This is a genomic window from Haemophilus parainfluenzae (genome assembly GCF_014931375.1).
GTDB lineage: Bacteria > Pseudomonadota > Gammaproteobacteria > Enterobacterales > Pasteurellaceae > Haemophilus_D.
In genome coordinates this window covers 1,112,427-1,137,672 of the sequence record NZ_CP063117.1, presented here as the reverse complement: position 1 = coordinate 1,137,672, position 25,246 = coordinate 1,112,427, and the positions used below count along the sequence as shown (strand labels likewise).

The following is a 25,246-nucleotide window of genomic DNA, read 5'->3' as shown; positions in this document are numbered from 1 at the left end:
GCGTTGGCATTGTATAGCGTTCATTTCAAATAATCTAGCGCTCTTTCTTATCTCTCAATTTTTCAGCTTACTTCTCATTATTTTGCGATACGAATCACAGATTCAATTAAAAACGCTGTAAAAAATGACCGCACTGTTTAAACTCAATAAATTTAAAAAGGAAACATCATGAGAGCGATTTACTTATTACTTTGCCTCCTATTCAGCCAAATAACCTGGGCGAATGAGCGTGATTTAATGCTATTAGACACTTATGAAAACCAAGATATTCAAGGTTGGGTAATGTCAGAAAAATTAGATGGGATACGAGGTTATTGGGATGGCAAAACATTATTAAGTCGTCAAGGACTGCCCTTGCCCGCACCGACCTATTTTACCGCTCAATTTCCGCCTTTTGCCATTGATGGTGAGATATTTAGTGAACGTAATCAATTTGAAGAGATTGCCTCTATCACGAAATCCTTTAAAGATGATAATTGGACAAAATTGATACTTTATGTTTTCGATGTGCCTAATGCATCAGGCAATCTCTTTGAACGTCTCAAAACCTTAGAAGATTATTTGAAAGAACACCCTACACCTTATATCAAGATTATTCCGCAAATTCCGATACGAGATAAAACACATTTATTCGAGTATTTGTATGAAGTGGAAGCGAAAAAAGGTGAAGGGATTGTATTACGTAATCCTAATGCGCCTTACGAAAGAAAACGCAGTACACAAATTTTAAAGTTAAAAAACACTTATGATGAAGAATGCACCGTGATAGCACATCACAAAGGGAAAGGACAATTTGAGAATATACTCGGATCGCTCACCTGTGAAAACCATCGTGGAAAATTCAAAATTGGTTCAGGATTTAATCTGAGTGAGCGCGAAAATCCACCACCTATTGGCTCCACAATCACCTATAAATATCGTGGATTAACTAATTCAGGAAAACCTCGTTTTGCCACTTATTGGCGAGAGAAAAAATAAGAGCGGTCAAAAACATCACTATTTTTGACCGCTCTTTATGTTTAATAACTCAATTATAGGTGTTGATTAATAAACGCCGCTAATTGATTTTTTGGTAACGCACCGACTTGTGTTGCAACAAGTTGGCCATTTTTGAAAAGTAGTAAAGTTGGGATACTACGTATACCAAATTGACCTGCCACTAATTGGTTGTCATCTACGTTGATTTTAACGATTTTTGCTTTACCTGCAAATTCAGGTGCAATTTCATCTAAAATTGGCGCAATCATTTTGCAAGGACCACACCAAGGTGCCCAGAAATCCACTAATACAGGGATATCTGATTGCACAACCGCAGTTTCAAAATCTGCATCATTAATATGTAATACTTCGCTCATTTTTGTTTCCTTATTTAATAAGATGCTGACAAATCAACACCTAGCGTTAATTGATGTTATGCATAATAGCACAAGGTATATTGGATTGCACAGATTAGTCTGATTGATAAAAACTAATTATTTAAGTTGTGCAAAGGCCTGTAATAAATCGGCTTTGATGTCTTCCACATCTTCTAAACCAACAGAAAAACGCAATAATGTGTTTGTAATACCACGAGCGACGCGTTCTGCTTCTGGAATATCCATATGAGTTTGAGTTGCAGGATAGGTAATAAAGCTTTCTGTTCCGCCTAAACTTTCTGCAAAGGTAATCAACTTGATTGATTTTAAGAAAGTATTCACCCAATTTTCATCTTTCAAACGGAAAGAAAGCATACCGCCTTTATTTGGATATAATACACTATCAATTTGTGGCTGTTCACGTAAAAATTCTGCAATTTCCTTCGCATTATCTTGATGGCGTTTCATTCGTAATGAAAGGGTTTTCATACCACGCACGGTTAACCAAGAATCGAATGGCGAAAGTACGGCACCTGCACCATTTTGAATATAGGCGATACGATCACAAAGCTCTTGTCCTTTTGCAATAATCAAGCCCACTAAACTATCATTATGACCTGCAATATATTTCGTGCCACTATGGATTACAATATCCGCACCTAAATCTAATGGACGAGATAGCACAGGAGTTAAGAAAGTATTGTCTACAATCATTAACAAGTTGTGTTTTTTCGCTAATTTTGAAATTTCTACCACATCACACTCTTCCATTAATGGATTTGATGGGGTTTCAATAAAAATTGCTTTTGTATTCGGTGTAATCGCAGCTTCAATTTCAGCTAAAGAAGCGGTGTTCACATAAACGGGTTTTACACTGTTGTTATTTTTATAGGCAAAATCTAATAAACGATAAGTCCCACCGTATACATCACTTGACACAATCCATTCATCAGGGCCTTTAAATAGGTTCATCAGCACTTGAATTGCCGCCATGCCGGAGGAAAAGGCAAAACCACGATCACCATTCTCTAATTTTGCTACGGTATCTTCCAAAACACTACGCGTTGGGTTTTTCGTACGCGTATAATCGAACCCGGTGCTTTCACCAATCCCGTGGTGGCCATAAGCCGTTGAAAGATAAATTGGCGTAGAAACTGCACCAGTGCGCTCATCACTGCGATTTCCCGCTTGGGCTAATAATGTATCGATAGAATATTGTTGTGTCATAATTTACCTCTAAAACATGCAAAAATTTGACCGCGCTTTTCTTGATTTAATGGCGAACAAAACGCTCCAATTTTGTCACAAACCCAATCACGATAAAAGTAGAAATTGAAAACTAAGCTAAAATTATATTCTTGTGTCAGATTTTGCTGTAATTTCAACCGAAACGAAGATTTTTTCAACATTTGAATTTTTTTTTCAGATCTTCGATTGACAGAATTTAAAATTTCCGTAAAATTCACCGCACTAACAGCGTATGCGGGAATAGCTCAGTTGGTAGAGCACGACCTTGCCAAGGTCGGGGTCGCGAGTTCGAGCCTCGTTTCCCGCTCCAAACTAACGGCGTGTTAGCAAAGCGGTTATGCACTGGATTGCAAATCCATGTAGCTCGGTTCGACTCCGGGACACGCCTCCATAACCACGCAGTTAGTTAATCACTCGATGCCCGAGTGGTGGAATCGGTAGACACAAGGGATTTAAAATCCCTCGCCTTTCGAGGCGTGCCAGTTCAAGTCTGGCTTCGGGCACCATCTAATTCCAAACCAATAATCAGTACCTAGTCCAATACTTAACTTTAATTTTTAATTATCGTTAGGTGAGGAATTATGGACTTCTCTTCTGTTTCTAAAAAACCTTATATTATTACTGTCGCTTGTACTAAAGGCGGTTCTGCAAAAAGTACAAATGCTGCCAATATTGGGGCGTTCTGCGCTGACCACGGTTTAAGAACTCTTCTTATTGATACTGATACTCAACCAACCTTAAGCTCTTATTATGCTTTAACTGAAGAAGCTCCCGGTGGTATTTATGAGTTTTTAACCCGTCGTGATATTGAACCTTCCCATATCATTTCAAAAACATCCATTCCTAATTTGGATTTAATTCAATCAAATGACCCATCAAACAATGTAAGTCAAACTCTACGTAATGCCCCTGATGGTGCAATTCGATTTAGTCACTTAATTAAAAACATTGATAATTATGATGTTATTGTGGTTGATACTCGAGGTACTAGAGACATTACTGTCGATATGTCTGTCTTAGCAGCTGACATCCTATTCTGCCCTATTCTTCCACACATTCTTTCTGCGAAAGAATTTATCCGTGGAACTATCGGAATGTATCAAGATTTAGAAACCTTTGAATCATTTGGCTTCAAATTACCACCTCTCAAAGCTATCGCAAATTGCGTTGATAATACTAATGACGTGAAATTTGTACTCAATCAATTGCATGTCCTATTTGAAACCAATTTTGATGAAAGCAAAACCTTCCTTGATTTTTCAATCCCTGCGCATGTGGCATATAGAGAAGCTGCAACTTATTCATTGCCAGTTTATCGCCATAGCCAAGCTGAATATCCTGTTATCAAAGAACTGTGTTGCTTGTTACTCCCTCAATTTAAAACACTTTTTGATAAACCAATGAAAAAGGAAGGCTAATATGACTGATAAACTTATTGCTTCTATTGAAGCGGAAAGTGCGGTCATTGGTGCTCTCATTATTGATAATGACAAATTTGATGAGATCGCAACTTTACTGCGCTCTGATGATTTTTATGTCTCAGCTCATAAAGTATTGTTTGAAGGTGTTAGCCATCTATTAACACAAGGAAAACCCGCTGATATTTTAACTTTGGAGCAGTATTTCAAAGATAAAAAACTGATTGATCAGATAGGGGGATTAGCATACTTAGCTGACATTATTCACAATACCCCTTCTGCATCTAATATCACTGCGTATGCTGAGATTATTTCTCGTTATAGCAAACAACGTCGTTTTTTGACTCTGGGCCAGTTTATTGTAACTGAAATGCAATCTTCAAAAGATGAGATTGAATTAACTTCTTTTGAGGAAAGTGTTGATAAGCAATATACCAATATTGTCATCGAACAAGAGACGGATGGTGTTGCTGATCTTAATGCAAGTTTCGAGCGAATCCTTTCTCGCATGGAAACGTCCTCTATTAATGCCGATCCAGTTAGTGGAACACCAACAGGCATTATTGAATTAGATAGAGCAACAACAGGCGGTCAACCAGGAGAACTTATCATTATTGCAGCTCGTCCAGCAATGGGTAAAACAACCTTTGCACAAACGATTGCCGCAAGTACGTTAGATAAATTTCCTGACAGCCCTATCCAATTTTACAGTCAAGAAATGCCAGCTGATCAACTATTAGAACGTTTTATGGCAATGCGCTCTCGCGTCAGCTTGCAATCTATTCGTCAAGCGACTGAGCTTGAAGAGGAAGAATGGACTCGCCTTGCTAATGCAATGGGGACAATTAAAAAAGACTGGAAAGATCGTTTGTTAATTGATGATGAAGCTTCTTTAACACCTCATCGTTTACGCGCCAAAGTACGTAAAAACACTCGTCTATACGGCAAACCTAAAGCGATTTTCATTGATTATATCCAACTAATGAGAACTGGAAATAAAACTGAAAATCGCAATTTAGAACTTGCCGAAATATCCAATGATTTAAAGAAATTAGCCAAAGAAACTGGATGCCCAATTTATGCATTATCTCAACTAAACCGAGGTTTAGAAAATCGAGCTAATAAGCGTCCAATCAATGCCGACTTACGTGACTCCGGCTCTCTTGAACAAGATGCTGATGTCATCATTCATCTTTATAGAGATGAAATCTATAACCCTGACACAGAAGATAAAGGCATTGCGGAAATCATCATTGGTAAACAGCGTAATGGCCCGTTAGCCACAGTAAAAACACTGTTTCAAGGTCAATACAGCATTTTTGAGAATTTAACGACACAGGATAGATATTATGAATAATCCATTTATTGCTAAAAATAAAAAACAACAAAGTCAATTAGACGCGATTGCGAAAGGATTAAATGTTCAACCTATTAATAATCAGTCTGCTGCTTATCAAACAACAACAGCAACACATTATCCTGCGCAATCTAAATACATTACCGTTACGTTAGATAAATTACGCCCTTATGAACACAACCCTCGTAAGACACGTAATCCTAACTTTGAAATGATTAAAGAGTCAATTCGTCGTCGTGGTCTTGATCATAAACCAAATATCACTCAACGACCTGGCGAACCTTTTTATATCATCGCTGACGGTGGGAATACTCGTATTCAAGCATTAAAAGAACTGTTTACAGAGACTCAAGATCAACGTTTTTGGTCTATTGAATGCTTATATAAACCCTGGAAAGGTGAAAGTGCTGATAGTGTAGAAGCGGAATTAGATTTGCTTATTGGTCATTTAATTGAAAATGATACACGTGCAGATTTAACCTTTATTGAGAAAGCGTTGGGAATTCAGCAAGCGAAAGAATACTACGAGAAAAAGTTAGGAAAATCCCTTTCTGCTCGCGAGCTTTCAAGTGAGTTAGAAAAAGATGGGTATATCATTCAATTTTCAATGATTGCGAAGATGGGACGTTGCATTGAGTATCTTTATCCTTATATCCCGGATGTACTTTTTAACGGTTTAGGTAATGCGCCAATTGATAAATTGCTTGCGATTCGTAATAACGCCTTAGCCATTTGGCAAAATTATCAATTTGAATTGGAAGTGTCCTTTGATGAAATTTGGGGACACAGCCTAGCTCGTTGTAATGATGACCAACCGTTTCATATCAAAGTATTCCAAGACCATCTCATTGATGAAATGTCATCCATGTTAGGTGATCGTGTAAGTTATGAAGTCCTTTACCTTGAAATTGATCTCGATGAGCAAAAATTCAAGAAAATGGCGCAAAAACAACACGAAATACAACAAAGCGTACAAGAAAGCATCCAAGATGTTCAAGCGTTTAATACGCCACAGCCACAAGAAACCGCATTAGACACATTATCTCAACCTAGCGTAGTCAATACTCCAAAAATGACTACCCCTGAAAAAAAATCAATACCTGCGCCAGTATTAAAGCAAGCAAGTGTTGAAATTTCTCCTTCATTTGAGAATGAAGCAGATGATAAAACAGAGGATGAAGAGTTTGATGAAACTAATGCTAGTTCAGATGGCCTTTCTTTTGATTTTGCTAAAAATTTAACTCAACAATTTGGTATTACTCCAGGCATGAGCATTCAGGAGCAACGCCAACAACGTGCAGAAGAAAATGGATTAGGCTTTGCTTGCGTAGGCCGTCAACCAGTTGATGATATTTGGAAAATTTATCCTGGTCGTCAGCATAAAGTAGAAGCTTATTCACTAGCACTCGACATTGCGGAAAGTGTTGGATTAACTGACTACATTGAACATGTAGTAAAAGAGCCTGTTGATTACACTTACCGCGTAAAACCATTAGATAAAGATGTGAGCGGTGTAGCACAGATGTGTTATGACTTCTTAAATTTATTACAAACAGATGTGCACCCACAGACATCTTTCACCTTATTACCGGAATATTTACTCAATACTCAAGAAATTGATGATACCACGCTAGTTAAATTATTCCGTTTAATTCGCCTCGTTCGCTATATTCGTTCAGAAGGAGATGCATAATGAGCATGTTCAGCAATTTAAACCAAGTGGTATTGAATGAGATTTTGGTTAATTTACAAGAAGGCAATATCAATGTTTGCCGGAACTATGGTTTCTCAAAACAAGAATTGCAAGAAATTGAAAAACTCAGCACAGAGGAAGTTTATGAACTGGCTAACACCAAAGCTCCCTTTGCCAAAGTTGAAATTAATCACGATGCATTTTGGCGATTAGTGGCTCGAGTACGCATGTCGTCACAAGAACGTCGCCTTATTGATCGCGCATTAATGTTAGGTGCATCCATCCAAATGCTCAATTCCTACTTCGGCTTAACCACTTCAAAAGTATCTGCTCGTCGTAGCCTACTTGGAAAACAAGAACCAATGGGACGTAAGCCAGCTGCAACCGAAGAGGAAGAAAAATTAATTTGGGACTTATGGCAAGAGCATAAAGGTGATGTTCAAACAATTGAATCAACAGAAGGACTAGAGCTGTTAATTTTAATTGCGGAAGAAACCGGTATTAATTTAACTGAAATTTGGAAACTTGTTAGCCGCTGGAATGCAGCTTAAAAAACATAACGCCCAACCTAGTGCGTTACGTTAAGTTGGGCGTTATTCATATCGTTAGTAAGGAACTTGGGAAAGTTCATTGGCTATTGTAAAGATGTTTAAGCACATTGCAACAATAAAAATGAAATATTCTCAGAGAGAATTAAATTATGGAAACAAAATTACAAGAGCATGGGTTGCTCTTTTTTGGCAACCAGCATGAAACAGTTCCAACCCGTTTGCTATTTGATCCTTATTTAACATCAAGAGCAAAATTGGCATGGCAACTTATAAAATACAAAGCAAGAGAATTTCAATCAGGCATGTTCCCATCATACGAAGTGCTTGCAAAATTACTTTCAGATAAACCTTATGATGAAGCAGAACTCTCGCGTAAGCTAGTTAGCCAAACGTTGTTATTACTTAGATTAACTCGTTGGCTAACACTTTGTGAAACTGTACGTAATGAGCAAGGTCAAGTATTGGGTAATTTTTACATCCTTCATGATGAACCTATGCCAATCATTGATACGATTCAATTAAACCATGATTACATCGCACTCCTTGAAAAATCCATTCAGCATCGAGATAACTTTGTGCGAGGTGTAGCAAACCATATTGTAGAAAACCTGCTCTCAGATAATACTCAGTGGCATTATATTTCTCACATTGACTGGATGCGAGCTCGCCTTCAAGACTATCAAAAACGTCCAAAAATGGATATTTCAGAGCAAGAAGAATCAACATTTATTCAAGAAAACTTACTAAGTTCCAATAAGGAACTCAGTGAAAAAACAGGGGAACTCAGTAAAAATCACCTTAGTTCCAAAATGGAACTCAGTAAAATCAAGCAGAGTTCCAAAAAGGAACTCAGTACCCAAAATGATGATAAGTCATTGATTTCAGGCTTAGTTCCAAAAGGGAACTCAGGTTTTTCACAGTACAGTACAGGTACTAGTATTTATATAAATACGTACTGTACTGGTAATGCGGATGAAATTGACTGGCCGACTAATATTCAGTTTTCATCATTGGAAAAAACAGCAATTATGCAAGCAATGCGTGGACTTGATTTAGGAATCTGTAAAGCGATTTTATTTGAGCTAGAACAGCGTGTGGCAAAAGGTGAAGTGAAAAAACCACAAGGCTATGTAGTGACATTAATCCAACGTGCACACCGTGGTGAATTTAAACCATATTTGTATGAACAATTTTTGGCTACACAAGCGCAATCATTATCATCAAAAAATCGGTTATCACAACATGATGAAACTAGCTTAGTTAATAATGTGAAAGCCGATAGCACAATAAAACCAATGCGAGTGCAATCTGAAGAAGAGCGAAAAGCGAGAGCTGATCGCATTCGACAATTTAAGGCTTCAATTTGCAATTGAATAAGCTGTATAAAAAGTGAATAGTGTAGAAGGGTTCTACAAAGTACAAAATTTAACCACTGTAAAGGGACTTTACAAAGTACAAATTTTAACCAGTGTGCGGGGACTGCACAGTGAACAAAAATTAACCACTGTGCTAGGGTTGCACAGTGAACAAAAATTAACCACTGTGCTAGGGTTGCACAGTGAACAAAAATTAACCACTGTGCTAGGGTTGCACAGTGAACAAAAATTAACCACTGTCCAGGGGCTGGACAAAGTACAAATTTTAACCAAATGATAAAAGGTGACATAACATGACAACAACATACAACCAACAGCTTGGGCCGTTACGCAGTGAGATTACATTTACGCTTCATACTCAGTATGCAACACGTCTTTGGAATGGTCGTGACTTAGTTAAAAATGAAGCCGGGGAAGTCGTTACATCATCAATTCTCAGTATTCCTAATGCTCTATCTCTATTGAGTCAAATTCAGCAAGCTGCCGAACAAGATGATCCTTATGCTGATGATTATCTTCTTCGTTTTGAACAAAAAGTATTAGGGTTTCGTAAAGAAATGCAAGATATGACCTGGAGAATGGTTAATCTCTACAGTGAGAAAATTCCTGAAAACTTTCAAATTGAGCGTTGTGCCAATATTGCTCCGATTCAATACCCTATTTTTGTGAATACTCAGCTGGGTTATCAATTATTGTATCTTTTGGCTGACTTTGATTCGTTAGCTCGTACAGTGATGACCGCTTCACATATTGCATTACTTACAAAAGATGATGCGTATGATTGGTTAGAATCCGGAGCTAAATTAATTCGTCGTGCATTTGGTGTGCTTGAGAATTACAGAAATTCCGGTATTACACGCCAAGATGCGCTTGAAAATAACGCTCGCTATCAAGCTGCTGTAAAACGTATGAAATATACCTTAACGCCTGACGTGCTTTCCGGTACAACACGTGCAACATTTGCTCCAACAATTAAAAAATCATCACTTGCTGAATCAGATGATAATGGCTCTGTTGAAGTCCAAATTACAGCAAATAAAACTGAATAATGGAGATTGGGATTATGGATAACGTGCTCATTCCTTCTGATATGTATAAACAATTAGGACGCACAACCCCACTTAATGACTCGCTGAAACAGTTATTCAGTGAGTTAGACTCAGTGCAACAGTATGAATTACTAGCTGAATCCCTTGCTACAGTCCGTGAAGCTTTAATGTTGCAGCAGAATGAAATGTTGCAGAACGTTCGTAAAAGTGAACTTAGTGTATTACCTATTCACATGATCCGAGATAAAGCTTCATCATCCGGTGGGACGTTTTTACGCTGGCGCAGTTTTCAAGCCTCTAAGACTGGTGATGCTGTGTTAAATCCGGTATTTAATAATCCTCAGTTATCTTCAGACTTACGACAAAAACTTGTCTCAGCTGAGAAAGAACGCATTTTGATTAATCTGCAGGTCTCCGTACTAAATTTTATGATGAGACAGGTATCAAGTGCGGTAGATAAAATTAAAGAGATAGAAGATCATTTATAACATTCACATTTGTGAACGTTGGATCTTCTAGTTTGTAATCGGCTAATTTATATAGTTTGTGATCGGCTCACTAAAAGGCCTTTTAAAGGTAAGGGGACAAGCCCCTTACCTTAACGAAAAAAAGCCTTTGCCTTTCGTGGTTGTGTTAAAAAATCTCTGTGTTTTTTACTGAATTTACCCTTAAGGATTAGATGTAAAAAATGCACAATCTTGACAGTTAATTTTGTGATTTAGGAGAAATCAATATGGCTGGAATTAATAAAGTAATTATCGTGGGACATTTAGGTAATGATCCTGAAATGCGAAGCATGCCGAATGGTGAAGCAGTTGCAAATATCAGTGTAGCAACTAGCGAAGCTTGGACGGATAAAAACACCGGTGAACGTCGTGAAGTGACTGAATGGCATCGAATCGTTTTTTATCGCAAATTAGCTGAAATTTGCGGCCAATATCTCAAGAAAGGAGCGCAAGTTTATATTGAAGGACGCTTGCGTACTCGTAAATGGCAAGATCAAAACGGGCAAGATCGTTATACCACGGAAATCCAAGGTGATGTAATGCAAATGTTAGGTACTCGCCCTCAAAGTGCAGATGGTGCAAATAATTCTCAGCCAATGCCACAACAAGATGCATCGGCAAATGCTTTTGATGATTCAATACCATTCTGAACTCAATATAATTAAGGTTAATCGTGATGAAAAAAATAATTTTTGTTTTATCTGCCGTCGCTGCTTTAAGTGGTTGTGCTGAATTAAACTCATTGAATGATGCGGTTGGTAATGTTGCAGGTCAACTCAGCAGTGTTCTTGGCGGGGGGAATAGTTCCTCTAGTTCTTCCGGTGTGGCTTACACTCAAAGTTCTCGTTCTCATCGCTATAACGTAGAGGATTCAATTACATCATCTAAAAATATTGACTCTCTTTACGTAAAAATTAAACGTAATTTAAAATTCAAAACACGGGAGGAAGCATTAAGTGGATTATCCGGGTATGAGCGTCAACGTTACGAATCGCTTTTAGATGAAGAAGGACATGCTCATGAAGCGACTCCTGGGGTCTATTATCACATGGCAAATAGCTATGTTGGCGGTCGAAAAATTGACATAACGCTTGCAAAAGAGGATGGCAAGGTTAGAATTTCCTGGATTGCATCCTCAAATGAATCTGATTTTGCTCAATTTGTTAAATCAGAAGTGATAAAAGCAATTAAATAATACGACAACATAAACATAGTGTAGGTAATCAATACCTCATTCTCCTTTGCCCCAACCTTAGTGGGGCTTTTTTTATTTCAGGTGTTTTTAAATTTCGATACCGATAATAATGATTATTTTGTATGATAGATAACGAAACAAATTTGTTTTTTGAGATCCATCCAAACTTTTCCTTTTCCTCATATTGTTTAATATCTCAAACGTTTACCCCTTGGCTACAAGGGGTATTTTTCTCCTGTAATTGCAAAAAATAAATTAAGTGGCTCAAAATGAAGTGAAGATAATGGGCTTGCATACTTTGACAGAATTTTAGCTTTCTCTTTATGGTTTCTAACCAAAATAGGAAACTCCTTTACACCATTTGCAAGCAACCAAAGCGTTCTTGTCATACCATCATTAAGACTACAGCTTATTTCTCCATCTTTAATATGAACATTTACATCTGCAAGTGGAACTGGAGAATCCATACTTTTAGCAAATCCGTTTTCAGCATGATGAAACTTATAATCTTTTCTCCATGTTGACTCATCGCCCGCACATGTATTTTTATCTACCTCATACGGTGATCGCTGCCATAAAGAAAGAAACTTTTGAGCATCTACGATGACAATCATGTTCTCTTGATTAGCCATATTTTCAATATGCTGTGGATAACGCATATACACGACTTTCTGCTCTCTCGTTTTCATTCTAAAAATAATATATCTATCTCGACCTGAATATCTAAGCGTATCAACCATCACTCCAATTGATGAAGGGGTCAGTTTTATCATGATTTACTCCTCAGTTTAAAAAGAATTCCTAATTGTGGTTTATCTTATTACATCGAAAATATCTCTCAAATATCAATGAGAGAAAACATCATGAAATTATTTTTATGTGAAAAACCATCACAAGGCAATGATATTGCAAAAGTATTAGGTGCGACAAAGCGTGGTGAGGGTTGTTTATCAACACCTGACGGTCAGCTTACAGTTACCTGGGGAATTGGTCATCTAGTAGAGCAATTTAATCCTGAAGAATATGATCCTGCCTTTAAAAAGTGGGCATTTGAGACCTTGCCAATTATCCCGGGTAAATGGGGGCTTTCACCTAAAAAAGAAACAAAAAAACAGTTCAATGTCGTCATGAAACTTATCAAACAAGCTAAACTTGTTGTCATTGCAACCGATATTGATAGAGAGGGCGAAACTATAGCAAGAGAATTGCTGGATTTGGCAGGATTTCGAGGGCAAATAAAACGCCTTTGGTTGTCTGCACTAGATGATACCAGTATTCGCAAAGCCTTGGGCGCACTTAAAAATAATGAGGAGACACTACCTCTTTACTATGCGGGACTTGCACGTAGTCGAGCTGATTGGCTTATTGGTATGAATTTCTCTCGTCTCTATACCTTATTAGCGCAACAACAAGGGTATCAAGGGAAACCTTTAAGTGTTGGTCGGGTACAAACTCCAACATTAAGCTTGGTTGTTAATCGTGACCGTGAGATAAAAAACTTCATTCCTAAGCAACATTTTGCTTTGCAAGTAATGCTTTCTGATGGAAATCAGCATTTTGCTACGCAATATGTTATTCCGGAGCAATATTGTGATCCTGATGGACTTTGTTTGTCTGCCCAAGTTATACAAGCAGCAAATCAGCAAATTCGCCAATTTGGCCAAGCGAAAGTGGAATCAGTTGAAACTAAACGTGAAAGACAAAATGCCCCACTTTGCTTTGCATTAAGTGACTTACAATCAGAAGCTAACCGCCTTTATGGACTGGGTGCGCAAAGAGTATTGGATATAGCTCAATCACTTTATGAGACTCACAAAGCGACAACCTATCCTAGAACAGATTGTGGTTATTTACCGGAGTCTCAGTTTGCAGAAGCGCCTCAAATTATCCAATGTTTGTTGCAATCCGATAATCGATTACACCCCCTTGCAGGTATGTTAAACCTTAATCAAAAATCACGAGTTTGGAATGATAAAAAAATTACTGCTCACCATGGCATTATTCCGACTATGATTAAAGCTGATATTAGCAAAATGTCTGATGAAGAATTAAAGCTCTATGATCTCATACGTCGTCGTTATTTAGCTCAATTCTTACCTGTTTCTGAAACAGATAAGACACAAATTATTTTGAAGTGCGGTCAACATATATTAAGTGCACGTGGGAATGTGCTTATTGCTCCAGGTTGGAAAATTCTATTTGGCAAATCACTTGATGAAGATGATGACGCACCTCAAGCCTTGCCGACGTTAAAGCAAGGACAAATCTGTCAGATTTCTGATTCAGAAATAAAAACCTTACAAACATCACCACCTAATCACTTCACGGAAGGTACATTGCTCACCGCAATGAAAAATGCAGCTCGCTTTGTAACTGATGAGCGTTTAAAACAACGCTTACGAGAAACTGAAGGGCTTGGAACAGAAGCTACTCGGGCGGGAACGATTCAAGGTTTGATTGATAAAGGTTTCTTGAAAAAGAAAGGTAAATCACTATTAGCGACAGATGAAGCAATGACGCTAATTGATAATTTACCTCAGATGTTAAAAGATCCGGGTTTAACCGCACTTTGGGAGCAAGCGCTCAATCAAATTGCTGAAAGAACGCTTTCGCTAGAAGTGTTTATGCAAAAACAAGAAGTCTTTGTGCGGCATTTGATGGCTGATTGCCTTAAAAAGGGAATGAGTTTGGGGAATATTGAAATTCGTAAATGCCCTAAGTGCGGTGCACCAATGATTAAAAGAAATGGTAAAAATGGGGCTTTTTTTGGGTGTTCTGCTTATCCAAATTGCCAACATATTGAAAATATTGATAGCAAGAAGAATACTAAAAGTACAAAAAATTTAAAGAAAAAGTCGAGTAAAAGTGTGAGTGAGCAAATTTCATCTTTACGAAGCTTATTGAACTAGGATTTAAGCGCCTGTGAATGGCGAGCCCTCAAAAATAGTGCTATACTAAAGCCTTCGTAAGACCGTTCGTGAATTGTCGGTTATCAATTCACACTAGCCAAAAATGATTCCAGCACGCTGAAAGGAATTTCTCACATTGATTAACGCTCCTTGTGAGGTGTGCCACCTAGTTAATCAGAGTAATGATGGAGTAACGCCCCAATTTACTCTCGACTTTTCAAATCGCTGGCCATTGCGGATTTTTAAAGTGTATTGCAAAGTGCATTTTGAAAATTCGCAATGGCTTGCTACTTTTTCCTTACCGGAGCCCACCGGTGAAACAATGGGTGCCCTTTGTGTCAATTTGATGCCACAGATATAACCGATTGATGGCCACAAAGTAATCGGATAAGGCGAGCCGTAAAAATCCGTATATGGTAACGAACGTATCAGTATTTTTATGAATCAAATTAGTTTGGCCTACTTAATTTTTATTTAATCAATCTATAGTCAAAACTATAAGGTCATTCAGGAAACTGGGTGACCTTTTCTTTTGACTAAAATATCTCCAAATAGAATTTTTAATTTTTTATACATTTAAGGTTTGCTTTAGATTTTAATAACAACAGTTTTTAAGGTGCTGTGAAAACAGCCTTTAAGAAGTTGCACGATTCTTGAGAAGCAACGCCTTGCCTTAGCGCAAGTAGAATCATAGCCAAAATTTTTTCCAGCACACTGAAAGGAGAATCTACGAATAATTCGTAGGTGTGCCACCTTAAACTACCCTTAACCTAAAATAAGATTACTTATTCTAGTTTAATCACAATTTAACCCTTGGCGGGAAACATTTTTCCCGTGTTGGGTAAGGATGTTTCTCCGCTTTTTTACTACTTAGGAGAAACATTATGTCTACTCAAAACGCACAACCAAAATATTTCAATCTTCATACTTCTGGCATTGGTTATTTAAGCGATATTCGCGAAATCAAGCCGAAAAAAGGAGATGCATTTTGGGCTTGTCGAATTGCTGCTCTTACAGGTTCTTCCGATTCTCCGGAATATCGTTTTTTTGATATGAACGTATCCGGTGAAGAAACTGTAAATTTAATCAAACGCTGTCAAGAAGCTGTTGAAGCTAAGAAAAAAGTCTTGGTTTCCTTTGTAATGAGTGATTTGTGGTATGACACATTCACTTATTCAAAAGATAGCGAATATCACAAAAAAGGTGATACTGGCGTGTCGATTAAAGGACGACTCTATCGTATTAACTTTATTAAAGTTGATGGTGAGTTGAAATATCAAGCAAAACGCCAAGATGAGCAAGGGAATGACTAACCTATAAACTGATGAAAGCCAACAACAAAATTTGTTGGCTTTTTCTTTACCCTGAAGGGGAAACTCCCCTTATGGGTGGTTTCTCCTTTTTTATTTCTATTTGAGGAGAAACCTATGAATACTTACGCTAAATTTTGCCCTAATGTTTTTGTTGCTAAATGTCCGGATGCTCACCAAAAAGGTGACGTTATCATCTTAACCAGTAAATACGGTAAAGAGACTGAAGTGGAGATTCATAATCTCGTAAAAACCTCTGAGGATGCGTATTTTTATTCCTTCACCCGGTGTGATGGAGTGAATAGTCAAGTTCGTGCAGAACAAAAAGCTGAGCGTTATCAAAACGCAGCTAATAATGCATTAAAACGCAGTGAACAATATTGTGAAGCTGCTAATGAAGGCCGTGAATTTCTTAGCTTGGGAGAACCAATTAAAATTGGTCATCATAGCGAAAAACGCCATAGAGCCTTGATTGAACGTAATGCAAGACGCATGGATAAGTCTATTGAAGAAATGCGTAAAGCAGAAAGTTATGACGGTAAAATCGCTTATTGGGAACAGATGGCAGGGAAAATTGATTTATCCATGCCGGAAAGTCTTGAGTTCTTCAAGTTTGAATTGGAAAAAGCCAAAGAAAAACACCAAGAGCTTAAAGATAAACCTGAATTGCGAACACATGCTTTTTCTCTCACTTATGCTAAAAAAGCAGTCAATGAGCTTGAGAAAAAAGTAAAATTAGCCGAATTACTTTGGGCGTAAATTTAACTTTTGAAAACATAAATTGGAGAAATATATGTTTTACTATGTAAATAGTGGATTAGAGCTAATTACTTTAACAACGCAAGAGTTTATAAGTGAGTTTCTAGGAAAGGCAACTACCCCTAAAGGGATTGAGCCAAATCATTTCTATGATCCTCAAACCAAGCTAGTTTATGCATGGTACTCTGGCAAATGTGTAGCAACTTCTGAGTACCAATATACACCTCAAGAAGCAGAAGCTTTACTTGTTGAATTGGCATTGGAAAATGCTAGTAATAATGGGGATGGATCAATTATGTTCCAACCTTCGCCAACAAAAGAAGCACTAATTGCTGATATGAGTAATTATTTGGAATATTGTATAGATGATGAATCTGAGCACGATTTAGAATTTGCAGCAAAAATTAAACAGATTATCGACAGTTTAAAAACTTCTGATTAATAACATTAACTTTAATGTGCGATAAGCATTCTTTTCGCACCTTACCCATAGGGGATATATCCCTTATGGGCGATATTCCCTATTTTAGAAGGAATATCGAATGTTTAAATTAAACGAGCAACAACAAGCTATTTTAGAACAGGCACAGGTTATTTTAACTAAAGTGATGGAAGAAAAGCCCTTTTACCAAGGTGCACAGGAATTTACTGAGCCATCAATAGCTAAACTCTATTTTCAAACCATTATAGGTAATGAGGAAAGAGAAAATTTCGTGGTACTTTTCTTGGATAGAATCCACAGATTGATTAAATCTGAGGTGATGTTTCAAGGATCTGTTTCAGAAACTTCTGTGTCAATTCGGGAGATTATTCGACAAGCATTAAAGCTAAATGCATCAGCAATTATCATTGGGCACAATCATCCAACTGGAAATGTTGAGCCTAGTGATGCTGATAAATATATAACCAAGAGATTAAAGGAAGCTTGTGAATTAATGGATATTAAATTACTTGATCACTTTATCGTTTCTGGTTCAGCATCTTTTTGCTTTACTGATAATCATCTTATTTAGCTAACAACCTTTCACCCATTGGGGGATAACACCCTCAATGGCAGTGTTATCCCCTTTACTTTTTACATTTTAAAAATTTAGGAGAAACACTTATGTGTAAGGAAAATCGTATTTTAGAACTTGGAAAAATCTTCGTCTCTCGTCGTATCTTAGCGGAATTAACTACCGAAAAGATCAATGAGGTCATCTCGTGGCATCAAAATGGCTGCATTATCATGCTGGGGAATAAAGATTGGATTGAAAAACCGCCACATCCGCTTTCAGAAATTGTTATGAATTTCTATCAAGCAGATAATGGTAAAGACACCATTCAACTCTCTACTTCAGTAGATGATGACGGGAATCGAACAACTAAGATTTCTTTTTCTGATGAAAGTGAAGATGAGCAAAGAGGACACTTTGATTGGGATATATATCAATCAAAAAGAACACCACTTAAGTTAGGGGATGTTTCGTGTACTATCTGCGCTAAACAGTTATTGGGAATGCCAACCATTCATCGCTTAATTGAAAAACAATTAGGTTATGATTGGGGTGCTACCTGCGTTGAAGATTGGATTGAAAACGATCATGCCGTAGAGAAGGATAAACGCATTGTGAGCCAGCATTTTATTGATGGCGAAAGTGTTTTTGTCATCACTGAAGCAGATCGTAGTTCTACAACGATTATGCTCGGATATGAATATTAATCTATTTACCTTGAAAGCCTATCTACTTTATGTAGATAGGCTTTTCCTTTTTAGGATATGATAAATAAAACTCTTTTTAACAGTATAACGATGCCTTATTTAACTTCTTCACAAACTGAATGCCTAAAATGGTTAGCTCTTATCACGATGATTATCGATCACATTGGTGTGGCTTTTTCAAATGCTTACCCAGCCCTATCCTGGTGTCGGGTGATAGGTCGATTTTCCTACGTGGCGTTTGGATTTATCATCGCGCTTAATTTATCTCGAGATAAAGTAAACTTTAAAAGTTATTTCACTTGGATGATAGCAACCGCATTTTTATCTGAAATCAGTTTTACGCTTTTCGAGCCTAATTATGACCGTTTAAATGTCCTATTTCAGTTTTTGTCTGTAATCGGGGTAATATGGGTATATAAAAACCGTCAAGACTTAAATAGCTGGGTCATGTTTTTTGGATTGGGCTTTTTTATTATTCTTTCCGCACTCTCTGATTATGGTTTACCTGGGCTTTTATATTGCATTGGTTGTTACCTATTCTTGCAAACAAAAGATACTCAATTTCGTCTTATTACGATGCTAACCTGTGTATTGCTCGCACTTTTCGTCAATCACAGTTTTATTGATAATTTCGGGGAAACTATTGTTGAAACAATCAGTGTTGTTACTGTTGTGGTCGGTACAATGATATTTATTCTTCACCCTAAAGGCCTTCGTCAATGTAATATCTCAATCTCTCGAATGCCTAAGCTTTTCTTTTATCTTTTTTACCCGGTGCACTTAACAATTATTATTGGCATTAAATATATTTTTCTCAGCTAATTTTTCTATCTTTACTTCAAGAAGAATAAATTATTCAAATTCAGGTGAGAGTTATCCATATTAAGGCATTATTTAAATACCTTAATTGGAGCCTCATCATGAAAAAATTTCTATTAACCACTTTTGCATTGGTTGTGCTTTCAGGTTGTGCACATAAACAACAAACAGCCGATGAGCAACAAGCACTAGAAAATCCAAATATTCAACAAGGTCAGCATCAAGTTTTACAACCGGAAGATCGAATTGTTCGTCCGGATATTTACACAGACTATCAGCCTGAACGTACAGAAGTGTTACGTGAAGGTCGATACACTTTAATTAATTTCTCTCCAGAAGAAGGTCAAAAATACCTTCTAGACCAAAGTGTCACTGTCAACATGTTAGGTAAAAAGAAACGAGCCTTAACGGCAACCGTTGAGCAGGGATTACGCACGACGTTAAAAGATACAGGCCTTTCACTTTGTCATGGTTTTGGTCAGAATGAACCAACACTTTCTACGCTTTATTCCCGTCCATTACCAAAAGTACATTATCAATTTGGCCCGATGGCTTTACGTGATGCCCTTCAAATGTTAGCAGGGCCGGCTTATGAAATTACTATCAATGACGTTTCTCGTACCGTTTGTTTTAAATTACGCCCAGCTGTACCGGAACGTGCTACAGGGGAAAAGCCGAAAGTAGAAACCACAACAACGACAACAACTACAACAGAAATCATCGAGGAATAAGCAATGAATCATGTCAAAAAAATATCCTATGTGGCGATGATATTAGGGATGTTTTCTACTGCTGTATTTGCTGAAGTCACTGCGGCTAATACACTTGCTACTCAATCCCTCAATCAACAAAACTTGGTGACAAATAAATTAAATCAACAAGAGTTATTAGCTAAGTCTCAAGAGTGGGGTTTAACTGAGCAAGAATGGCAACGCTACCAAGAGCTTAATCAAGGTGCTCGTGGTATATGGTCGCCAGGTCTTGACCCTTTAACCTCGCTTGGTGTGGAGTCTCGAAATGAGCAGGAAAGAGAGCGTTATGCTCGACTACTGGCAAAAAAAATGCACGACCGCATGGAGAGAGAGCTGCAGTTCCAACGCACTTATGATCGCGTATTTGCTGAAATGTATCCAAATGAGCAACCATTTAAGGTTGAACCTCATATTTCAGAGCGGTTTGGACGGGTGATTTATTTTACTCGCCTAGAAAATTGTGACAAATGTGAAGCGAATGCTGATCGTGTACTGCAATATGTGAATGATAAAACGCCTATAGATATTTATTTTGTTGGCGTGAATAATAATGAGCAAATCTATAATTGGGCGAAAAAACATAACATCGACCCAAATAAAGTGAATAGAAAATTAATTACCCTTAATCATGATAATGGAGCCTGGTTACAGTATGCAGATGGCAAAATGCCTGCTGCATTCCAAATTCAACAGGATGGGCAATGGCAACAAATCGTCTATTAAAAATCGTATTTAGCTTAATCGGTCTTGGCGTTGCGACTCACTCCGTTGCATTTAATGGCTTTGGAACTGATATTGATGGCTATATTAAAGATGCATCTAATCGCTACCAGGTCGATGAAGCGATGCTACGTGGGTTAGTAAAAATTGAAGATGGGTGGTATGGAAATGTTTCCCCAACCGGGGCAACCGGTGTGGGGCAATTTACCCGGGGCACCTGGAATTGGCTTGCAACAACTGATGAGGGGCGAGCCTTAGGTATGACTCAAATCACTCGTTACAATCGTGATACACCTTTCGACCCTAGAAAAAACAATCAACTTAACACTCTAGCAACCGCACTTTTAGCTAGATGGCATATTAATCAGTTTTTTGAGCGAGGCATAAAACCATCCCATGAAAATTTATATCTTGCTCATAATATCGGTATAGATGGTTTACATCGAGCGCTACAAGGTAGAGCAACACGTGAAGATATTCTAAATATGAAGCGTAACGGGATGAAAAAAGGAATGTCGGTACAAGGCTTTCTTGTTTATCAAAGTGAGCGTTTTAATGTCAGTAAACAAATAGCTAACTTCCAGCGCCCTTCAGTATCACCACGTTATCAAATTGAGAATAAACCATTACCAGCCAATTTACATTGGGTTTCTCCAACAGAAACCGCTATGCGTTGGGTTGAGCCAGCGTCAAATCAAACAAATCAACAAGCTATTCGTTGGCAAAATCCAACCAATTAATACGAGAACAGAATTATGCAGTATAAATCCTTTTTCCTCTCTTTGGTCTGCTTAGGAGCAGTAGTTCAGGCGCAAGCTGAATTAAAAGTTATTGGTGATTTTGGCGGAGAAAGTGCAGTCCGTTTTTATGAAGCATTACAACCGGATGAATCAATGGTTCAAGCCTACCCTAATAGCGTTCCTTCAACATTGACCGAAGCGGATATTTTACCTGTTATCTCACATAGAATGACACCGGGCCAAATACAACCAGTCAGAATGAATCTTCCTGGAATGTTGCCTATTTTTCTTATTGGAACAGATAACTTATCTAAAAATTGGCTACACGCTAATTATAATTACCTTAAAAAAATTGGTGCAATGGGACTTGTAGTAAGCGTTAAAACAACAAACGAATTAAGCGAGTTACGCCAATTAGCACCGGATTTAACCTTAATGCCAACGCCAGGGGATGACTTAGCTTCAAGATTAAATCTTGCTCACTACCCTGCTTTATTGACTTCAGAAGGATTGTCGCAATGAGTCAAAAACATGTATTAGAAGGTTTACTTAGACCGCCTGTTGAATTTTTTCCAGCTGCCGTCCATGGTACTTGTGCTTTGGTTTGTTGCGGTGCGCCTTGGTCGCTCGCATTAAATCCTCTTATTGGATATGGATTAGGGGCCGCTTTCGCAGGTATGGGGGTTATGCGTTTTCGTCAAGGCATGGAAATTGTACGCTATCACCGAAATTTACGCAGACTCCCTCACTATGCTTTGACCAGTCGTCAAATTCCAGTAAGTAAAAAAGCCTTGTTCTTAGGACGAGGCTTTGAATGGGAACCAAAGCATACGCAACGTCTTTATGACTGTTTCTCTGCAAATGGGCAAATTTATTGGAAAAATGGGAAGTGGTTTAAAGCCGCTCGTGATTATGAAAAAGTGCATGATAATTGGTTATCTAGACTCACTTCAATGGACTCTCCATTAAATCCAGTCAGACCGCTACCGCCAGTTGGCGGCATTCCAGTGATGCATGGTGTGGAGCCGAATGAACGCGATATTATGCTTCCGTTAGGCGACCGTGGCGGTCATACCTTAGTATTTGGTACAACTGGCGTAGGGAAAACGCGTTTTGCTGAAGTGCTTGTTACACAAGATATACATCGAGGTAAAACACCTGAAGAGCGTGAAGTGGTTGTCTTTTTTGATCCGAAAGGCGACCCGGATATGTTAAAACGAATGTATGCAGAAGCAAAACGTGCGGGGCGTGAAAATGAATTTTATGTATTCCATTTAGGGCATCCGGAAATTTCTGCTCGATATAACCCAGTTGGTCGCTTCGGTCGAATTTCTGAAGTGGCAGGACGTATTTCTGGGCAATTAAGTGGTGCGGGAAATAGTGCAGCATTTAAAGAGTTTGCGTGGCGTTTTGTGAATATTGTCTCCCGTGCATTGGTTGAAATGGGAAAACGCCCGGACTATGTGCAAATCTCGCGTTTTGTGCAAAATATTGATGCACTTTTCTTAGATTACGCCAAACTTCATTTTGATGCCGTAGATAAGAAAATATGGCCAACGTTGGCTTCGGTTGCGGCTAACTTAGATGTAAAAAATTTACCGTTCTCGATGAAAGATAGACCGCTGATTGCTGTTATTAACCAATATATTTTAGAGAATAAGATTTTTGACCCGGTACTTGAAGGGTTATCAAGTGCGGTACGTTACGATAAAACCTATTTTGATAAAATTGTGGCATCGCTTTTACCGTTACTTGAAAAACTCACTACAGGTAAAACTGCAGAGCTTCTCTCGCCTGATTACACTGATATTCATGATGAGCGCCCTATCTTTGATTGGGAATCTATTATTCGTAAAAGAGGGATTGTTTACGTTGGATTAGATGCATTATCCGATGCGACCGTAGCTGCAGCTGTGGGTAATAGTATGTTTGCTGATTTGGTATCAATGGCTGGTCATATTTATAAATTTGGCGTAGATGAGGGGTTGCCAGATGCATTTAAAACTAAAAGCAAACCGCCTAAAATCAACCTTCATTGCGATGAGTTCAATGAATTGATGGGGGATGAATTTATCCCGCTGATCAATAAAGGTCGTGGTGCGGGAATGCAGGTAACAGCCTATACTCAAACACTTTCAGATATTGAAGCTCGTATTGGAAGTAAGGCAAAAACGGGACAAACAACAGGTAACTTCAATACACTTTTAATGTTCCGGGTAAAAGAGCCGGCCACTGCAGAGTTTTTAACGCGTCAGCTCAACGATGTCACAATTTATCAAAGCATGGTGACATCAAGTACGACAGATAACAGCAATCCGGATGATGGCAAGGCGTTTACTTCTAATACTGGTGAACGTATTTCTGAAAAAATGGTGCCAATGCTATCGCCAGCACATATTACAAATTTACCAAAAGGACAGGCATTTGCTCTTCTTGAAGGGAGTACGCTTTATAAATTAAGAATGCCTTTACCTGCGGTTGATAAAGATGATGTGATGCCGGAATCACTTCAAGAATTGACGGCTTATATGCGCAAAAACTACCATATTTCTCCAAATTGGTGGCAATCTGCATTTTCTGATTATGCGCCAAGTCAAGATATAGCAACCGCTTTTCAGTCAATGTCATTAAATCGAGCGCCTTCACACGCAGGAGAAGAAATGCTTTTCGGGGATGTTGAAGCTCCAGTTGCTGAAGATATGGAAGATGAAGATATTGATCAGAATGATGATACAGATGAGGATGATTTTGATGACACAGATAATTAATCAGCCGGATATGAACTTGCTTGATATTCCGGATATGAGCGTAGATTTCAATTCAGTCACTAGCTGTTCTTGTGGGCTGGAAAACGCTGATGAATTACTTAATTACTTTTTACCTTATTTGGAAGATTGGAATAATCAGCGTTATACCACACATGAATTTGCGAAAAAGTATGCAAATAAAGGCATCTCACTTTGGACGGCTAATGATGTAAAAAAATCTGAAAATGGCATCCAGGCAATTCAAATTTTTTTAGACGGTGAAGTAAAAGGTTATCTTTTCTTTCACTGTAAATTATCTCCAGCGGGAACATTACAGTAATGGCAGAACAACAAGTCAAAAAAAAGAAAAAGGGTCTTTTTTACTACATTAATGCGGTATTAGCCGCCTTATTGGGTTCCCTGATTTTGAGCATTATTCTTGAATGGTTAGGTATTGCATTTTTATGGCCTGAAGAAGGTCATTTACACAGTCAAAAAATGATGCTAACTGAGCTTGGATGGCTTTCTGATAGTCTAACGAGAGGTCTTTTCTATCATTCTCCAAAAGAGCTGGCTGAAGGTCTTATTTTGTCATTACATGAATGGCTTTTTGTGAAAACAGGTGTAAAAGATTGGTTAGCCAACCCTCGTGAGCATAGTGGCGTAGGTTTGTGGGTGTATCATTATGGGCGAGCGTATATTGAGTCAGTGATTTATGTTTTTATCACCTTTGTTATTCGACTTGTAGTGATTGTTTTTACTTCCCCACTCTTTTTGTTAGCCGCATTTGCGGGCTTTACTGAAGGGTTAATGATGCGTGACCGTCGTAAATTTGGTGCGGGCAGAGAGTCTAGTTTTCTTTATCATCATGCACGTCGATTAATTGGCCCGATTATGTTGTCGGCATGGGTATTGTATCTTTCTATCCCAATTTCTATTTACCCGAATATAATTTTGGTGCCAGCTGCATTTCTATTTGGACTATCCATCTGTGTAACGGCAGCGAGCTTTAAAAAATACCTTTAATATTCCTCTATGTT

27 protein-coding genes and 3 tRNA genes are annotated in these 25,246 nt (G+C 38.1%); 27 read left to right on the top strand and 3 right to left on the bottom strand.

Annotated features, from left to right (window positions below; translation table 11 throughout):
* Positions 1–168: 168 nt before the first annotated feature.
* Positions 169–978, top strand: a complete 810-nt coding sequence (locus INP95_RS05590) for a DNA ligase (protein ID WP_197560275.1) — start codon at positions 169–171, stop codon at positions 976–978.
* A 53-nt stretch (positions 979–1,031) separates the two neighbouring features.
* Here the strand turns inward: INP95_RS05590 and trxA are convergent, their stop codons facing one another.
* Positions 1,032–1,355 carry a thioredoxin gene (trxA, locus tag INP95_RS05585; RefSeq protein WP_049356568.1) on the bottom strand — a complete coding sequence of 108 codons (324 nt, stop codon included), beginning with the start codon at positions 1,353–1,355 and terminating at the stop codon, positions 1,032–1,034.
* Positions 1,356–1,472: 117 nt separating this feature from the next.
* The gene (locus INP95_RS05580; protein WP_197560274.1) at positions 1,473–2,582 is read right to left on the bottom strand and encodes a methionine biosynthesis PLP-dependent protein; all 1,110 of its coding nucleotides are present in this window, start codon (positions 2,580–2,582) and stop codon (positions 1,473–1,475) included.
* A gap of 255 nt (positions 2,583–2,837) precedes the next feature.
* Here INP95_RS05580 and INP95_RS05575 point away from each other — a divergent pair.
* From INP95_RS05575 to INP95_RS05520, 12 genes are all read left to right on the top strand, one after another.
* A tRNA-Gly gene (locus INP95_RS05575) sits at positions 2,838–2,913 on the top strand.
* Positions 2,914–2,920: 7 nt separating this feature from the next.
* Positions 2,921–2,994, top strand: a tRNA-Cys gene (locus INP95_RS05570).
* 28 nt (positions 2,995–3,022) lie between these two features.
* A tRNA-Leu gene (locus tag INP95_RS05565) sits at positions 3,023–3,109 on the top strand.
* 75 nt (positions 3,110–3,184) lie between these two features.
* Complete coding sequence (locus tag INP95_RS05560; RefSeq protein WP_011271825.1) at positions 3,185–4,021, top strand: ParA family protein; 837 nt, start codon at positions 3,185–3,187, stop codon at positions 4,019–4,021.
* A 1-nt stretch (position 4,022) separates the two neighbouring features.
* Positions 4,023–5,378, top strand: a complete 1,356-nt coding sequence (dnaB, locus tag INP95_RS05555; protein ID WP_011271826.1) for a replicative DNA helicase — start codon at positions 4,023–4,025, stop codon at positions 5,376–5,378.
* On the top strand, positions 5,371–7,071 hold the full coding sequence (locus tag INP95_RS05550; RefSeq protein ID WP_011271827.1) for a ParB family protein: 1,701 nt from the start codon (positions 5,371–5,373) through the stop codon (positions 7,069–7,071). The genes dnaB and INP95_RS05550 overlap by 8 nt, the downstream gene beginning before the upstream one ends.
* Positions 7,071–7,622: a DUF2857 domain-containing protein gene (locus INP95_RS05545; RefSeq protein WP_005653590.1), complete on the top strand. Its 552-nt coding sequence runs from the start codon at positions 7,071–7,073 to the stop codon at positions 7,620–7,622. The genes INP95_RS05550 and INP95_RS05545 overlap by 1 nt, the downstream gene beginning before the upstream one ends.
* Before the next feature lie 149 nt (positions 7,623–7,771).
* Positions 7,772–8,995, top strand: coding sequence for an STY4528 family pathogenicity island replication protein (locus INP95_RS05540; protein WP_011271828.1), 1,224 nt, complete (start codon positions 7,772–7,774; stop codon positions 8,993–8,995).
* A gap of 296 nt (positions 8,996–9,291) precedes the next feature.
* Positions 9,292–10,047, top strand: a complete 756-nt coding sequence (locus tag INP95_RS05535; protein WP_005667775.1) for a PFL_4669 family integrating conjugative element protein — start codon at positions 9,292–9,294, stop codon at positions 10,045–10,047.
* A 14-nt stretch (positions 10,048–10,061) separates the two neighbouring features.
* On the top strand, positions 10,062–10,535 hold the full coding sequence (locus INP95_RS05530) for a DUF3158 family protein (RefSeq protein WP_005653583.1): 474 nt from the start codon (positions 10,062–10,064) through the stop codon (positions 10,533–10,535).
* Between the two features lie 245 nt (positions 10,536–10,780).
* Positions 10,781–11,203, top strand: a complete 423-nt coding sequence (locus INP95_RS05525; RefSeq protein WP_005687556.1) for a single-stranded DNA-binding protein — start codon at positions 10,781–10,783, stop codon at positions 11,201–11,203.
* 26 nt (positions 11,204–11,229) lie between these two features.
* Positions 11,230–11,748 (top strand): membrane lipoprotein lipid attachment site-containing protein, encoded by a 519-nt coding sequence (locus INP95_RS05520; RefSeq protein ID WP_005687559.1) that lies wholly within the window; start codon positions 11,230–11,232, stop codon positions 11,746–11,748.
* Between the two features lie 215 nt (positions 11,749–11,963).
* On the opposite strand, the gene INP95_RS05515 is transcribed toward INP95_RS05520, so the two are convergent.
* Complete coding sequence (locus INP95_RS05515) at positions 11,964–12,521, bottom strand: plasmid fertility inhibition factor family protein (RefSeq protein ID WP_011271830.1); 558 nt, start codon at positions 12,519–12,521, stop codon at positions 11,964–11,966.
* Positions 12,522–12,611: 90 nt separating this feature from the next.
* On the opposite strand from INP95_RS05515, the gene INP95_RS05510 reads away from it, so the two are divergent.
* The 14 genes from INP95_RS05510 (at position 12,612) to INP95_RS05445 (ending at position 25,232) form a co-directional block, all read left to right on the top strand.
* Positions 12,612–14,657, top strand: a complete 2,046-nt coding sequence (locus INP95_RS05510) for a DNA topoisomerase III (protein ID WP_014326561.1) — start codon at positions 12,612–12,614, stop codon at positions 14,655–14,657.
* Between the two features lie 884 nt (positions 14,658–15,541).
* On the top strand, positions 15,542–15,970 hold the full coding sequence (locus INP95_RS05505; RefSeq protein WP_011271832.1) for an STY4534 family ICE replication protein: 429 nt from the start codon (positions 15,542–15,544) through the stop codon (positions 15,968–15,970).
* A gap of 114 nt (positions 15,971–16,084) precedes the next feature.
* A complete protein-coding gene (locus INP95_RS05500) occupies positions 16,085–16,726 on the top strand; it encodes a DUF3560 domain-containing protein (RefSeq protein WP_011271833.1) in 642 nt (213 codons plus the stop codon).
* A 34-nt stretch (positions 16,727–16,760) separates the two neighbouring features.
* Entirely contained in the window at positions 16,761–17,168 is a 408-nt protein-coding gene (locus INP95_RS05495) for a hypothetical protein (protein ID WP_011271834.1), read from the top strand.
* A gap of 100 nt (positions 17,169–17,268) precedes the next feature.
* A complete protein-coding gene (locus tag INP95_RS05490; RefSeq protein ID WP_011271835.1) occupies positions 17,269–17,739 on the top strand; it encodes a RadC family protein in 471 nt (156 codons plus the stop codon).
* 92 nt (positions 17,740–17,831) lie between these two features.
* Positions 17,832–18,428: a hypothetical protein gene (locus INP95_RS05485; RefSeq protein ID WP_011271836.1), complete on the top strand. Its 597-nt coding sequence runs from the start codon at positions 17,832–17,834 to the stop codon at positions 18,426–18,428.
* A 90-nt stretch (positions 18,429–18,518) separates the two neighbouring features.
* Positions 18,519–19,250, top strand: a complete 732-nt coding sequence (locus INP95_RS05480; RefSeq protein ID WP_020910031.1) for a TraX family protein — start codon at positions 18,519–18,521, stop codon at positions 19,248–19,250.
* 98 nt (positions 19,251–19,348) lie between these two features.
* Positions 19,349–19,978 (top strand): PFGI-1 class ICE element type IV pilus protein PilL2, encoded by a 630-nt coding sequence (pilL2, locus tag INP95_RS05475; protein WP_011271838.1) that lies wholly within the window; start codon positions 19,349–19,351, stop codon positions 19,976–19,978.
* 3 nt (positions 19,979–19,981) lie between these two features.
* Positions 19,982–20,722 carry a TIGR03759 family integrating conjugative element protein gene (locus INP95_RS05470; RefSeq protein WP_011271839.1) on the top strand — a complete coding sequence of 247 codons (741 nt, stop codon included), beginning with the start codon at positions 19,982–19,984 and terminating at the stop codon, positions 20,720–20,722.
* On the top strand, positions 20,701–21,459 hold the full coding sequence (locus INP95_RS05465; protein WP_011271840.1) for a transglycosylase SLT domain-containing protein: 759 nt from the start codon (positions 20,701–20,703) through the stop codon (positions 21,457–21,459). Before INP95_RS05470 ends, INP95_RS05465 begins: the two co-directional genes overlap by 22 nt.
* Before the next feature lie 15 nt (positions 21,460–21,474).
* Positions 21,475–21,981: an integrating conjugative element protein gene (locus INP95_RS05460; RefSeq protein WP_011271841.1), complete on the top strand. Its 507-nt coding sequence runs from the start codon at positions 21,475–21,477 to the stop codon at positions 21,979–21,981.
* Entirely contained in the window at positions 21,978–24,227 is a 2,250-nt protein-coding gene (gene traD / locus INP95_RS05455; protein ID WP_011271842.1) for a type IV conjugative transfer system coupling protein TraD, read from the top strand. Before INP95_RS05460 ends, traD begins: the two co-directional genes overlap by 4 nt.
* Positions 24,211–24,546 carry a hypothetical protein gene (locus INP95_RS05450; protein ID WP_005687581.1) on the top strand — a complete coding sequence of 112 codons (336 nt, stop codon included), beginning with the start codon at positions 24,211–24,213 and terminating at the stop codon, positions 24,544–24,546. Before traD ends, INP95_RS05450 begins: the two co-directional genes overlap by 17 nt.
* A complete protein-coding gene (locus INP95_RS05445; protein WP_005687582.1) occupies positions 24,546–25,232 on the top strand; it encodes a TIGR03747 family integrating conjugative element membrane protein in 687 nt (228 codons plus the stop codon). The genes INP95_RS05450 and INP95_RS05445 overlap by 1 nt, the downstream gene beginning before the upstream one ends.
* Positions 25,233–25,246: the final 14 nt, after the last annotated feature.